12 protein-coding genes are annotated in these 12,725 nt (G+C 68.0%); 6 read left to right on the plus strand and 6 right to left on the minus strand.

Annotated elements, in window-relative coordinates; genetic code table 11:
• Positions 1 to 112 precede the first annotated feature (112 nt).
• Positions 113 to 2,653, minus strand: a complete 2,541-nt coding sequence (locus AC1DU6_RS09120; protein ID WP_477856823.1) for a TonB-dependent receptor — start codon at positions 2,651 to 2,653, stop codon at positions 113 to 115.
• A 380-nt stretch (positions 2,654 to 3,033) separates the two neighbouring features.
• On the opposite strand from AC1DU6_RS09120, the gene AC1DU6_RS09125 reads away from it, so the two are divergent.
• A complete protein-coding gene (locus AC1DU6_RS09125; protein WP_056200764.1) occupies positions 3,034 to 3,795 on the plus strand; it encodes a YecA/YgfB family protein in 762 nt (253 codons plus the stop codon).
• Between the two features lie 54 nt (positions 3,796 to 3,849).
• Positions 3,850 to 4,614, plus strand: a complete 765-nt coding sequence (locus AC1DU6_RS09130; protein WP_477856825.1) for a metallophosphoesterase — start codon at positions 3,850 to 3,852, stop codon at positions 4,612 to 4,614.
• A 22-nt stretch (positions 4,615 to 4,636) separates the two neighbouring features.
• On the opposite strand, the gene AC1DU6_RS09135 is transcribed toward AC1DU6_RS09130, so the two are convergent.
• A complete protein-coding gene (locus AC1DU6_RS09135; protein ID WP_056201328.1) occupies positions 4,637 to 5,605 on the minus strand; it encodes a DMT family transporter in 969 nt (322 codons plus the stop codon).
• Positions 5,606 to 5,660: 55 nt separating this feature from the next.
• Between AC1DU6_RS09135 and AC1DU6_RS09140 the strand changes: the two genes are divergently transcribed.
• The gene (locus tag AC1DU6_RS09140; protein WP_457320862.1) at positions 5,661 to 6,332 is read left to right on the plus strand and encodes a hypothetical protein; all 672 of its coding nucleotides are present in this window, start codon (positions 5,661 to 5,663) and stop codon (positions 6,330 to 6,332) included.
• On the opposite strand, the gene glpD is transcribed toward AC1DU6_RS09140, so the two are convergent.
• Entirely contained in the window at positions 6,316 to 7,800 is a 1,485-nt protein-coding gene (gene glpD, locus AC1DU6_RS09145) for a glycerol-3-phosphate dehydrogenase (protein ID WP_477856826.1), read from the minus strand. The genes AC1DU6_RS09140 and glpD overlap by 17 nt on opposite strands.
• 22 nt (positions 7,801 to 7,822) lie before the next feature.
• On the opposite strand from glpD, the gene glpK reads away from it, so the two are divergent.
• Both glpK and AC1DU6_RS09155 read left to right on the plus strand, forming a co-directional pair.
• A complete protein-coding gene (gene glpK / locus AC1DU6_RS09150; protein ID WP_477856828.1) occupies positions 7,823 to 9,289 on the plus strand; it encodes a glycerol kinase GlpK in 1,467 nt (488 codons plus the stop codon).
• 25 nt (positions 9,290 to 9,314) lie between these two features.
• Positions 9,315 to 9,719 carry a hypothetical protein gene (locus tag AC1DU6_RS09155; protein ID WP_477856829.1) on the plus strand — a complete coding sequence of 135 codons (405 nt, stop codon included), beginning with the start codon at positions 9,315 to 9,317 and terminating at the stop codon, positions 9,717 to 9,719.
• 60 nt (positions 9,720 to 9,779) lie between these two features.
• Here AC1DU6_RS09155 and AC1DU6_RS09160 read toward each other — a convergent pair whose 3' ends face one another.
• A complete protein-coding gene (locus AC1DU6_RS09160; RefSeq protein ID WP_477856831.1) occupies positions 9,780 to 10,640 on the minus strand; it encodes an oxidoreductase in 861 nt (286 codons plus the stop codon).
• A gap of 105 nt (positions 10,641 to 10,745) precedes the next feature.
• Here AC1DU6_RS09160 and AC1DU6_RS09165 point away from each other — a divergent pair, with 105 nt between their 5' ends.
• Positions 10,746 to 11,639, plus strand: coding sequence for a LysR family transcriptional regulator (locus AC1DU6_RS09165; protein WP_477856833.1), 894 nt, complete (start codon positions 10,746 to 10,748; stop codon positions 11,637 to 11,639).
• Here AC1DU6_RS09165 and AC1DU6_RS09170 read toward each other — a convergent pair.
• Positions 11,628 to 11,948: a DUF805 domain-containing protein gene (locus AC1DU6_RS09170; RefSeq protein ID WP_457320852.1), complete on the minus strand. Its 321-nt coding sequence runs from the start codon at positions 11,946 to 11,948 to the stop codon at positions 11,628 to 11,630. The two genes, AC1DU6_RS09165 and AC1DU6_RS09170, sit on opposite strands and share 12 nt — an antisense overlap.
• Positions 11,949 to 12,013: 65 nt before the next feature.
• Positions 12,014 to 12,592: a TMEM165/GDT1 family protein gene (locus AC1DU6_RS09175; protein WP_477856834.1), complete on the minus strand. Its 579-nt coding sequence runs from the start codon at positions 12,590 to 12,592 to the stop codon at positions 12,014 to 12,016.
• Positions 12,593 to 12,725: the final 133 nt, after the last annotated feature.

Genomic DNA, 12,725 nt, shown 5'->3' on the forward strand with positions numbered 1-12,725 from the left:
CAGGGGCGATTTCTTTGCTTACTTTCTTGTTCGCACAAGAAAGTGAGTCGGCCGCCGGGACGAAATCCCGGCCGGGTCTGGCCTGAAACGCCCCGGCAGCCATCACGACCTCTTAGAACTGGAACCCGACCGACAACTCGTAAGCCCGGCCAAACAACGGCCGCGCCAGGAACACCCCATCCTGGCCCGCGCCCTGGCCCGGCACGCGGAAGTTGCCTTCCGTCAGGCCGACCTTGTTGGTCAGGTTGGTGCCGGTCAGGCGCACCTCCAGGCCGTTGTCCATCGAGAACACGGCGCCCGCGTCGATAGTCCGGTAGGCCGGCAGCTTGAGCGTGTTGGTCTGGTCCGCAAAGCGCTCGCCGACGTGGCTGAAGGTGGCAAACGTGCGCAGCTGGCCGAAGCCGGTCTGCGTCTGCCAGCTCGGCGTCAGGCGAGCCTGGAACTTGGGCGCGCGCTCCACGCGGTTGCCGGTGAACTGCTGGAAGTCCTTGTACTTGGCATCCTGGAAATTGCCGGTCGCGGCGATCTCGAAACCATAGCCAGGCCGCAGGGCCAGCTCGAACTCGACGCCCGTGGCCTTGCTGTTGGGGCGCAGCACGACGTTGCCGGCGTTGGTGAACTGCTGGGTCTGGGAGTTGGTCAGCTTGTTCGCGTAGGCCGTCAGGAAGGCGCTGTAGAGCTTGGTGGCGGTCTTCAGGCCGATCTCGTACTGGGTGATGTCCTCGACGGAATCCTTGGTCTCGTTGGCGCCGCGGCCGCGCAGCACGTCGAAGTCGGGCAGGCGGTGGCCCTTGTTGACTCGCACGAAAGCGCTGAACTCGCGGCTGAAGGCGTAGTTGGCGCCGCCGGTGAACGACGAACGGCTGAGCTTGCTGTCGATCAGCGTGTTGGTGCCGTTGAAGTACGACAGGTTGTTGTTGTAGATCGTCGTCGGGTCGGCATCGAGGTCGCCGCTGCTGACGTTGGCGATCGTGCCGGTGATGCGCTGGGTCTCGCGGCGGGCGCCGAGGTCGATGCGCAGTTCCTTGCTCAGCTGCCACTCGTCGGCGACGAAGAAGGCGTGGGTGTTGCCGCTGTAGTTCGCGTCGAGGTTGAAGGAGAACGGCGGCGTGACATAGCCGTTGCGCGAGGCCTTGACGCCGTTGTCCAGGGCCACGTCGATGAGGCGGGCGTGCGACTGCACCGTCATCAGCTGGGCCTGGCCCAGCGTCCACACGTCGTGAGAGCTGTAGCCGGCCAGATACAGGCCGACGGTCAGGTTGTTGCCCGGCGCGATCTCGCGCGACAGGCGGGTCTCGTTGCTGGTCGAGCGCAGCGCCTTGTCGACGGCCCACATGCCGTTGACGATGACGGGCGTGCTGCCGGCGACCGTGCCGCCGCCGTTGGTGAAGGTGGCGGTGCCGGTGGTGGCGGCGCGGCCGGCCGCTGCGACGACGGCCGCATCGCCATTGGCTGCGGTGACCTGCGAGGTGATGTAGCTCGACAGCGTCTGCGGAATCGCGCCGGAGAACAACGCATAGGTTGGCGTGTCGCCGGTGGTGTGGCTGAGCTTGTTGGTCAGCGTCCAGTCGCCCAGCTTGGTGTCGAGGTTGGCGCCATAGGTCTGCACATCGGCGCCGCGGCCGTCGGCCAGGTCCTTGGTGACGGTGCTGCGCTGGATCTCGGGCTTGCCGTTGGGCAGGGTGCGGCCCGTCGCGCGGCCGGTTTCCAGCACGATGTTGCGCAGCTCGTTGCCGTAGAAGTAGTCCTTCAGCGCATCGAAACCGGGGTAGCTGGACGCGCTCTTGCCGTCGGTGCTGCCGACGACCGGAATGGCCGTGAAGAAGGCATTGCGGTCACGCAGCGCGCGGGCATAGAGCTGCAGGCTGCCACCTTCGAGCTTGCGGCTCAGCACGACGCTGGCCTGCCCGCCTTCGTCGGCCGGGAACTGCGTGTCGCGCACCCCCTGGCTCTGGCGCCAGAAGCCGCCGACCATGACATTCCATTGGTCGCTCAGCTTGCCGGCATAGACGCCGTCGACGCGCTTCAAGCTGCCGGTGCCGGTCGTCACGCGCAGGCTGGCCTCGGGGTTGCGGCCGTCCTTCTGGATGAAGTTGACCGTCACGCCGGGCTGGCCGCTGCCGAAGATGGGGCTGGGGCCGCCGCGCAGCACTTCCATGCGGTCGATGGTGTCGTCCAGGCGGAACAGCTGCGAGTGCTCGAAGAAGCTCAGCGTGGGCAGGTGGTAGAGCGGCGCGCCGTTGAGCTGGAAGGTCGAGTAGGGGCCGTCGCCGGGTGTCGGGAAGCCGCGCACGCGGATGTTGGCGCCGGCCTGGCCGCCCGAGGTTTCGACGAAGACGCCGGGCACGGTCTTCAGGATGTCGGCCGTGCTGGTGGGCGCGGCCTGCTTGATCTGCTCTTCAGTGGCGGTCGTGATCGAGAAGCCGGCTTCGAGCTTGCGCACGCCCTCGCGGCGCGCCGTGCCGGTGACGACGACGGCGTCGAGCTCCTTCAATTCGGGGGACTGTGCGGCAGGTTTTTCCGCAGGCTTGGCGGCGTCTTGCGCGAACGCGGCGCCACACAGGGCGGCGGCGGCCAGCGCGATCAGCTGGGGACGGAAGGCGGTGCGAACGAGGCGGACGCCGGCGCGCGGCGCGGCATGGGGGCTCAGCATGGGTGGTCTCCGATGGTTGTTGTTGTGGAATCGCTGAACAAGTCCCTCGCGTGCGGCGCATCCCTGCTTTGGGCGGTCTGCGGCGTTGCAAATGCTCGCCATAGCCAAGCTATGACTGCGCTTTGCGCCTTGCAGCCCATACCAAACCAGGGCGCGCCGCATCGCGGTGACTTATTCAGCGATTCCGATCCCGAAAGCCAGCGCGGCCGTCGCCACTTTCGATGGACCGGACTTTGATGGCAAATGTTATCGATGTCATTTGGGTTTTTACCAATGTGGCTGATCGTTGACATCGATGGCATAGATTTCGGTTCTAGGGAGTTGAACGTTTTCGGCGCGGCGGCTTGCCCGAAGGGGGCAAACCCCGACAATCCGCGCCCATGAGCACCCAAGACCTCACCGACGCCGAGTTCGCCGAACTCGACGAACTCCTCGCCGCCACGCCCGAGCCGCTGCAGCCGCTGGACGCCTCCATGCTCGATGGCTATCTGTGTGGCGTCATCGTGCAGCCCCGCCTCATCGAGGCCGACGAGTGGCTGCCCAATATCTTTGACTACGACGGCGGCCTGCTGCCCGAGACGGTGGATGCCGGCTGGCTGGACAAGCTGACCCAGCTCGTCGAGCGTCGCCATGCCGCCCTGAACCGCGGCCTGGCCGAAGATGGCTGGTTCGATCCCGTCATCCTGGAGGTCGATGAGGAACAGGAACCCGACCCGCTGCCGGAAGACGCCAGCGAGGAAGAGCGCTCGGCCCGCGCCAGCTACGACGCCCTCGGCCCCTTGTCGCGCGCGCTGATGCCCTGGGTCGCCGGCTTCCAGCATGCGGCGCTGTGCTTCCCCGAGTTGGCCGACATGCCCGACGACGCGGTGTCCGCCGCGCTCGCGCGTCTGTACCGCCATCTGCCGGCCGAGACGGCCGAGGAGAAGGAGGTCGTCGCAACACTCAACCGCGAGCATCCGTTGAAGGATCTGGACGATGCGATCGAGGAACTGGTTGTCACGGTGGCCGACCTCGCCGATCTGACCGAGGCCGAACGCTACCGTGTCGACACCATCAAGCGCGACACGCCCAAGGTTGGCAGAAACGATCCCTGCCCTTGCGGTTCCGGTAGGAAATACAAGGTCTGTCATGGCAGCAACTGATGACTTTGCGGGACAGACCGCAGGCGCTTGCGCCAAGCTCTGTCCTCAACTGACTTGAAACTGCAGCTCCTCTCGGATCTCCACCTCGAAACGGAGTCCTACCAGCCCATCCCCGCGCCGGGCGCCGAACTGCTGATCCTCGCCGGTGACATCGACACCACGTGGCGCAGCTTCGAGCTGTTCCGCGGCTGGCCGGTGCCGGTGCTGTTCGTGCCCGGCAACCACGAGTACGACCGCCGTGACGTGGACGAGGCGCGTGAGGCCCTGCGCGCTCACGTCAAGGCCGTCGGCCTGCAGATGCTGGACGACGAATCCATCGTCATGACCGACGCCCAGGGCCGGCGCGTGCGCTTTATTGGCTGCACGCGCTGGTGCGACTTCGACGCCTTCGGCCCTGGCGGCCGTGATCGTGCGATGCGCGCCGGTGGCTACTTCCAGAACGTCATGCAGGCCACGCGCCATGGCGAGGTCTTCGGCGTCGAGGCGGTGCGCGAACTGGCGCTGGAGAGTCGCGCCTGGCTGGCCGGCGAACTCGCGCGCACGGGTGACTGGGACGCCACGGTGGCCATCACCCACTTCGCACCCAGCCTGAAGAGCGCCGACCCGCGCTATGGCCGCCAGCCCGGCACGGCCAGCTTCTGCAACAACGATGAGGAGTTGCTGCCTGGCGCGCAGCTCTGGGTGCACGGTCACCTTCACTGCCGCCACGATTACCGCATCGGCGAGACGCGCGTCGTCAGCAACGCCCGCGGCCACATGAAGCGCGGCGAGGCCGATGGCTTCGATGGCCAGCGCGTGTTCGAGGTCTTCGCGGCCTGAGACTTGCGCCGTGGCGGCCCGATCAGGCCGCGTGCTTCACCGGCTTGATGCGCAGAGCCCAGACGACGCCGGCGATCAGCAAGGCCACGCCGGCCAGGGTCGCTGGCGGCGGCATGCGCTGCTTCCACGCAAACGCGTAGGCCAGCGCGGCCAAGGTCTCGAAGACGATGAGCTGGCCCGACAGCGAGGTCGGCAGCCGCTGGCTGGCCTCGTTCCAGCACAGCGTGCCCAACCAGGATGAGCACAGGCCGATGGCCGCCATCAGACCCACGTACGCGAGCGGCCTGTCGCCGAGCGGAAAAGCGTAGTCCGCGGGAATCAGCTTGCCCGGCGCCATCAGGTACGCGAGCGCCAGCAGCAGCAGGCCCACCAGCGCCATCGGCAAGGTGACGAGGCCCTGCGCCGTCGCCCAAGCCCTGGGGCTGCGATCACTGTGCGCGCGCAGCCAGTCGGCATTGCGGATCGGATACCAGGTCCAGCAGGCCACCGCGGCGATGGCCAGCAGCGCGCCCTCGGCATAGCGGCGCGGGTCGCCGGCCTCGGCTTGCAGCACCGCCAGCTCGTCGCGATTGACGCAGGCCAGGCCCGCGGCGATCAGCAGCAGCGACGGCGCCAGCTTCGCCCACGGCAGATGGCCGTCACGCACGCGGTTGCGATGGTTGGCGCAGATGGCGATGACGACCGGCAGCGTGCCGATGATCATGGTTGGCAGCGGCGCGCCGGCGCGCTGGATGGCGGCGGACAGGCAGAGGTAGTACAGGAAGTTGCCGATCAGGCTGAGCTTGGCCGCCTCCCACCAGTCACCCGGCCGCAACTCGCGCAGCGCGCGCCGGTCCAGGGCCAGGGCCAGTGGCACGGCGATCAGGCCGAAGGCCAGGTAACGGCCCACCGTCAGCAAGGCGGGCGCATAGCCCGGCAACATCACGGGCGCGACGAACACCAGCCCCCACATCAGCCCGGCAGCGAGGGCGAACAACAAACCAAACAGCATGGCCGGCATCATCACCCATGCCTTCGTCACACCGGGGCGCTAGGCTCTTTCCCCCATGCGCCCCGCCTTCGTCCTCAGCCTCGCCCTGGGCGCCTGCACGGCCCAGGCCGGTCGGCCGCTGCAGGCCGAAGACGCCGCCGTCATGGACCCGCAGGCCTGCGAGATCGAAGGTGCCCATGGTGACTGGCGTTTGGGCGAAGACGGCCAGCGCCAGACCAGCCTGCAACTCGGCTGCGGCATCGGCTGGGGTACCGAGGTCGCGCTCAACATCATCCGGCCGCGCGAGCTGGCGCTGAACGGCAAGACCCTGCTGGCCAGCGCCGCCTGGGCCGATGGCGACGCCCAGCTCACGCTGGCGTGGAGCCTCTCGCATCGCCATGTCGAAACCGTGTGGCGGCGCAGCAGCGCGGGGCTGATTTTGGTTGGCAGCGTGCCGCTGACGCGCGAGCTGTCCCTGCATGCCAACCTGGGCCACCAGCGCGACGAGATGCTGCGCCGGCGCAGCACCACCTGGGCCCTGGCCGTCGAGCATGGCGGCTTCGGCGAGGGTGGGCGCTGGCAGCCCATGGCCGAGGTCTTCGGCGACGACCGTGGCCGGCCCTGGGCCAATGCGGCGTTGCGTGTGGCGCTGCTGGCCGATCGCGTGTTTGTCGATGCGTCCTATGGCCGGCAGTTCGCAGGCGCTCGCGCCCGGCTGAAGACTGTCGGCTTCAAGTTCGCGTTTTGAACCAGGCCGCCACGGCCTCGCGCTGTTCGGCGGTGTAGTGAAGGCCGAGCTTGCTGCGCCGCCACAGCACGTCTTCGGCGCTGGTGGCCCATTCGCTCTCCACCAGATGGCGCAGTTCGGACTCGAACAAGCCCGGCGCGATCTCGGTGCCCGTCGGGGCGGCGAGCAGCTCGCGAGCTTTGCTGCCGTAGGCGCGGGCGATGCGGCGCACGCCGGGTCGAGCTGGGTAGGCCGCCTGCAGCTCGGCGGCAAAGGCGTCGATGTTCACGCCATGCGCGCCGAGGTCGCCACCGGGCAGCGTGGTGCCGGCCGTCCAGGGCTTGCGCGCATCGCCCAGCAATTCGCCGAGCTGGGTCGCGCCGTCCTCGGCCAGCTTGCGATAGGTCGTCAGCTTGCCGCCCCAGACATTGAGCAGCGGCGCGCCACCGTCCGCATTGGCCTCCAGCAGATAGTCGCGCGTGACGGCCGAAGCCGAGCCGCCTTCGTCCAGTAGCGGGCGCACCCCGGCATAGGTCCACAGCACATCGGCGGGCTTCACCGGCTGGGCCAGATAGCGGCTGGCCTGCTCGCAGAGATAGGCGATCTCGTCTTCGGCGATGGTGGCGCGCGACGGCGGATCCTCATGCTCGGGCAGCTCGACGTCTGTCGTGCCGATCAGCGTGAAGCGCTCCTGGTAGGGGATCGCAAAGATGATGCGGCCGTCGGCGTTCTGGAAGATGTAGGCGTGGTCGTGGGTGAAGCGCTGGTCGACGACGATGTGGCTGCCCTTGACGAGGCGCAGGCCGCGCGCCGGCAGCGGCTGGCCGCGGGCGCCCTGGGTGTGGTCGCGCAGGAAGCGCTCGGCCCAGGGGCCGGCTGCATTGACCAGGGCACGTGATCGGAACTGGCGGCCGTTTTGCAGCGTGACCTGCCAGCCGTCTGCGCCGCGCACGGCCCGGGTCACGGCGCAGCGCGTCAGCACTTCGGCGCCGCGGGCTTGCGCGTCCTGGGCGTTCAGCACGACGAGACGGGCGTCGTCCACCCAGCCGTCGGAATAGACAAAGCCGCGCGTGAATTCCGGCTTGAGCGGCGCGCCATAGACGCTGCCCGCCAGCCGCAGGCCGTGCGAGCCCGGCAGCAGCTCGCGGCGGGCCAGGTGGTCGTAGAGGAAGAGGCCGATGCGGATCATCCAGGCCGGGCGCAGATGCGGCGCATGCGGCAGCACGAAGCGCAACGGCTGGATCAGATGAGGCGCGCTCCTGAGCAGCACCTCGCGCTCCTGCAACGCCTTGCGCACCAGCGAGAACTCATAGGTCTCCAGATAGCGCAGCCCGCCGTGCACGAGCTTGGTGGACGCCGAAGACGTGTGCGAGGTCAGGTCATCGCGCTCGGCCAGCAGCACCCGCCAGCCGCGCCCGGCCAGGTCGCGGGCCAGTCCCGTGCCGTTGATGCCGCCTCCCACCACCACCACGTCAAAATCGTCCACCATGCACTCACTCTAAGGGATGGTGATGGACGCCTTGCTTGCGTTGGACCAGGGAACCTCTAGTTCGCGCGCTCTAGTTTTTGGCCGCGACGGCCGCTTGCTCGCCTCGGCCCAGCGCGAGCTGCCCCAGCATTTCCCCCAGCCGGGTTGGGTGGAGCATGACGCCGAGGAGATCTGGACTCATCAGGTCGAATGCGCCCGCGAGGCCGTGGCCAAGGCGGGCGTGAAGGTGGCCGCCATCGGCATCACCAACCAGCGCGAGACGGTTGTGCTGTGGGACCGCAAGACCGGCAAGCCCCTGCACAAGGCCCTGGTCTGGCAGGACCGGCGCACGGCGGCCTTCTGTGAGAACTTGAAGCAGCAGGGCCTGGAGCCGCGCGTGCGCGAGCTGACCGGCCTGGTGCTCGACCCGTATTTCTCGGCCACCAAGCTGCGCTGGCTGCTGGACCACGTGCCCGGCGCCCGCGAGCGCGCCGCTCGCGGCGAGCTGGCCTTTGGCACCATCGACAGCTGGCTGCTTTGGAAGTTGACCGACGGCAAGGTGCACGCGACGGACGCCAGCAATGCCTCGCGCACGCTGATCTACGACATCCATCGTGGCGACTGGAGTGACGAGCTACTGGCCGCCTTCGACATTCCGCGCAGCTTGCTGCCCGAGGTGAAGCCCTCGGCCGGCGTGTTCGGCCAGGCCACCGAGTTCGGCGTGCCCATCGCTGGCATTGCGGGTGACCAGCAGGCGGCCCTGTTCGGCCAGGCCGCGCTGCAGCCCGGCCAGGCCAAGAACACCTATGGCACCGGCTGCTTCCTGCTGATGCACACCGGCCACCAAGCGCGCACGTCCACGCAAGGCCTCATCACGACGCGCGCCGCCCAGGTGGACGCCACCGCGCAGTATGCGCTCGAAGGCAGCGTCTTTGTCGGCGGCGCCGTCGTGCAGTGGCTGCGCGACGGCTTGCGGGCGATTGGCGGCAGTGGTGAGGTGCAGGCGCTTGCGAGCAGCGTGCCCGATGCCGGTGGCGTCATGTTCGTGCCGGCCTTTGCGGGCCTGGGCGCACCCTACTGGCGGCCCGATGCGCGCGGTGCGCTGCTCGGTCTCACGCGCGGCACGACCCAGGCCCACATCGCCCGCGCGGCGCTGGAGAGCATCGCCTTCCAGAGCGCGGCGGTGCTGACGGCGATGAATGCCGACGTGGGGGTGAGTGAGCGGCTCACCGAGCTGCGCGTGGACGGCGGCGCCAGCGCCAACGATCTGCTGATGCAGTTCCAGGCTGACCTGCTCGGCATCCCGGTGCTGCGCCCCAAGGTCATCGAGACGACGGCCCTGGGCGCTGCGCTGTTGGCCGGGCTGGGGACCGGCCTTTACAAGTCCACCGAACAGATTGGCGCCATCTGGCAACTCGACCGCGCCTTCGAGCCGCGCATGTCGCGTGATGAGGCGAGTGGGCGGCTGGCAGAGTGGGACAAGGCGGTGCGGCAGGTGTTGGSGGATTGATCGCAGCAACGAGTCGAGCACTCCTATGCGATATATCCGCTTCATCCTCCAGGCGCTTCTTGTCGCTGGCGGCTTGCTGCTCATTGGCATGGCCCTGTTTCTGCCGGAGCGGCCTGATTACAAGATTGCCGCTGTCGCCTTTGCGTTCTTTGGCTTCCTGCTTTATCTGACGCTGTTGCTTCGGGAACAAACGGAAAGTCGGTTGAATCCTGCGCGCCGACCGAGCTCACGGCTATTCGGTGGCTTTCTGCTGGTGGTTGCCATTGGGAATTTTTGTCTGGCGTGGGAAGCTGCAATGGGTACAAGGCCGCTTCGCTCCTTCGGTTTGCGTGCGATCGCTGAGAGCCTGAGCCCAATGCTGCCGTCAGCTTTTTTTGCGCTTCTTGGCCTGTTCGCGCTTCGCGCCGCTTGGTTGACCCTGAGGCGTTAAAGCGCGGAACTTTCCGGTGCGATGCATGGCTAGCGGGTAGACGTCGCCATGCAGGAACGCTCACACGCTCTGTTCATCCACCGCCGTCGCCCGCCCAACCACTTCCCACGCCGCCAGATCCTTCAGCAGCTGCTCGCTGTGCGCCCGCACCGCGTCGATCGCATCCGCACCCAGCTGCAGCCGCAACGGCGTGACCTCGGCCTTCAGCGCCGCGTCGATCGCCGCCGCTGCCTTGTCCGGGTCGCCGGCTTGCGTCCCATCCATGCCCTTCGCAAAGCTGCGCGTGCCGCCGACGATCTCGTCGTAGGCCGCCAGCACGGGCATCTGGCGCAGCACGTCGGCGCCCGCAAAGCCGGTGCGGRAGGCACCGGGTTCGACGATGAGCACCTTGATGCCGAAGGGCGCGACCTCCTGGGCCAGGGCTTCGGACAGGCCTTCCAGCGCGAACTTGGAGGCCGAGTAGGCGCCGAAGCCGCCAAAGGACATCTGGCCGCCCATGCTGGACAGGTTGACGATGGCGCCGCGGCGCTGCTCGCGCATGGCCGGCAGCATGGCGCGAGTGACGGCGACAGCGCCGAAGAAGTTGGTTTCCATCTGCGCGCGCAGCTCGGCGTCGGGTGTCTCCTCGACGGCGCCGACGATGCCGTAGCCGGCGTTGTTGATCAGCACGTCGATGCGGCCGAAGTGCGCCAGGGCGGCAGCCGTGGCGCGCTCGGCGTCGCCAGCAGCGGTCACGTCCAGCGGCAGCACGAGGACGCGGTCGGGTGCGCTGTCGGCCAGCGCGGCCAGGCGCGCCGGCTGGCGGGCCGTGGCGACGACGTTGTAGCCCTGAGCCAGGGCGTACTTCGCGAAGGACAGGCCAAAGCCGGACGAGGCGCCGGTGATGAACCAGGTGGGGCGGATGTTGGTGGTTGCAGTCATGGTGGGCTCCGTGGGGTGGTGGGTTGCGACGGGATTCAGTGTCTCGAAACGATGTGATCGGATAAAGGTGCTTGAATCGCATGGGTCATGCGATATGGTTCATGAATGAACCGCGAACTGCTGGCCCATCTGCCCATCGTCGTTGCCGTGGCCGACAAGCGCGGCTTTGCGGCGGCTGCCCAGGCACTGGGGATGAGCGCCTCGGCCGTCAGCCATGCGGTGCGTGTGGTGGAGGACGCCCTCGGCGAGCCGCTGTTCGCGCGCACGACGCGCAGCGTGGCGTTGACCGAGGCGGGCGTGCGGTTTCTCGCCAGCGTGGGGCCGGCGTTGGAGGACATCGGCGCGGCCGTCGAACATCTGGGCGCCGCCCGCGGCGAGGTTGGCGGCGTGCTGAAGCTGAATTCCTCGCGCGTGGCTTCGCAAATGGTGCTGCCGCCGCTGCTCGCGAAGCTGGCGGTGGCCCACCCCAAGCTGACGGTGGAGGTGCACGACAACGACGCCCTCGTGGATGTCGTCGCCGGCGGCTTCGACGCCGGCATCCGCCTGGGCGAGCAGGTGCAGCAGGACATGGTCAGCGTGCGCCTGACGCCGCCGTTCAAGGCCATCCTCGTCGCCTCGCCGGACTACCTCGCCCGCCGCGGCGCGCCGGCCCGCGTAGCCGAGCTGGCGGCGCACAACTGCATTGGCTTTCGTCTGCTGGCCGCCGGCAGCCTCTACGACTGGGAGCTGCGCGAGGCCGGTGAGACGGTGGCCGTGCGCACGACGGGCAGTGCCGTCATCACGGACGCCAGCTTCGCGCGCGACCTGGCCCTGGCCGGCGTCGGCATCGCCTACATCTTCGAGCCGCTGGTGCACGCGGAACTGCTCAGCGGCCGTCTGCAGCAACTGCTGCCCGAGTCGGCCTTCGAGGAGCCCGGCCTCTTCCTCTACTTTCCGCGGCGCGCAGCGTTGGCGCCCAAGCTGCGCGCCTTCATCGACGCCGCCCGCTCAGGCGGTTGATTCGGTCGCCTCACCGCTTTCCTGGGCCAGGAAGACGATCAGCACGATGAAACCGATGAGGGGGATCAAGCCGATCAGCTGCCACCAGCCGCTGCGGCCGGTGTCGTGCAGGCGGCGCGTGGCGGCGGCCAGCTGAGGCAGCAGCGTGCCCAGCAGGAAGATGATGTTGAGCCATTGGCTGAACATGCCCAGCACGAAGCTCGCGCCGAAGACGAACAGTGCGAACCACCAGTACTCCGAGCGGCTGGCGCGGCCCGAGAAGTCGACGTATTTGCTGAAGCAGGTCTGGACGGATTCCTGGAAGGTCATGGCCTCTCCCCGAGGTGGTGTTGAGTCGCCGGCATGCTAGGCCACCGGCCGGGCTTCACCACCCCTCAAAAACCCAGGCTTTCGCCCAGGCCGGCCAGCGTTGCGATGCCCAGGCTCGCAAAGATGACGGCGGCCACCGTGTGCACCACCTTGACCGGCAGCTTCTGCGCCAACTTATCCCCCACCAGCACCGCCGGCACGTTGGCGATCATCATGCCGGCCGTCGTGCCGGCGACGACGCCGATGAAGTCGGCCGGGAAGCGCGCCGCCAGCGCCACGGTGGCGATCTGCGTCTTGTCGCCCATCTCGGCCAGGAAGAAGGCGACGACCGTCGTCACGAAGACGCCATGGCCCGGCTTGGGCGTGTCGTCGTCGTCGAGCTTGTCGGGGATCAGCATCCAGCCCGCCATCGCCAGGAAGGACAGGCCGAGGATCCAGCGCAGCGCCATCGGGCTGATCAGGCCTGTCAGCCAGCTGCCTAACGCGCCCGCAGCGGCGTGGTTGAAGACGGTCGCAACGAAGATGCCGAGCACGATGGGCACCGGCCGCCTGAAGCGGGCCGCAAGCATGAAGGCGAGCAGCTGCGTCTTGTCGCCGATCTCGGCGAGGGCCACCAGGCCGGTGGCGATGAGGAAGGCTTGCATTGCGGCGGATTTTCTCAGCCGCTCCTGACACGCGCTGACAGCCAACCCGGCGCAGCATGCGGGCATTGCACTTCAGGAGACCCACATGAACTTCGCCTACACCCTCGTCTACGTGTCCGACGTGGCCGCGTCC

The sequence above is a fragment of the Roseateles sp. P5_B10 genome, assembly GCF_056400485.1.

Excerpts from the sequence above, each read along its gene's own strand:
- AC1DU6_RS09175 (WP_477856834.1), bottom strand. The coding sequence starts at position 12,592 with ATGCAAGCCTTCCTCATCGCCACCGGCCTGGTGGCCCTCGCCGAGATC.
- AC1DU6_RS09165 (WP_477856833.1), top strand. The coding sequence starts at position 10,746 with ATGAACCGCGAACTGCTGGCCCATCTGCCCATCGTCGTTGCCGTGGCC.
- AC1DU6_RS09135 (WP_056201328.1), bottom strand. The coding sequence starts at position 5,605 with ATGCTGTTTGGTTTGTTGTTCGCCCTCGCTGCCGGGCTGATGTGGGGG.
- AC1DU6_RS09155 (WP_477856829.1), top strand. The coding sequence starts at position 9,315 with ATGCGATATATCCGCTTCATCCTCCAGGCGCTTCTTGTCGCTGGCGGC.
- AC1DU6_RS09140 (WP_457320862.1), top strand. The coding sequence starts at position 5,661 with ATGCGCCCCGCCTTCGTCCTCAGCCTCGCCCTGGGCGCCTGCACGGCC.
- AC1DU6_RS09120 (WP_477856823.1), bottom strand. The coding sequence starts at position 2,653 with ATGCTGAGCCCCCATGCCGCGCCGCGCGCCGGCGTCCGCCTCGTTCGC.
- AC1DU6_RS09125 (WP_056200764.1), top strand. The coding sequence starts at position 3,034 with ATGAGCACCCAAGACCTCACCGACGCCGAGTTCGCCGAACTCGACGAA.
- glpD (WP_477856826.1), bottom strand. The coding sequence starts at position 7,800 with ATGGTGGACGATTTTGACGTGGTGGTGGTGGGAGGCGGCATCAACGGC.
- AC1DU6_RS09170 (WP_457320852.1), bottom strand. The coding sequence starts at position 11,948 with ATGACCTTCCAGGAATCCGTCCAGACCTGCTTCAGCAAATACGTCGAC.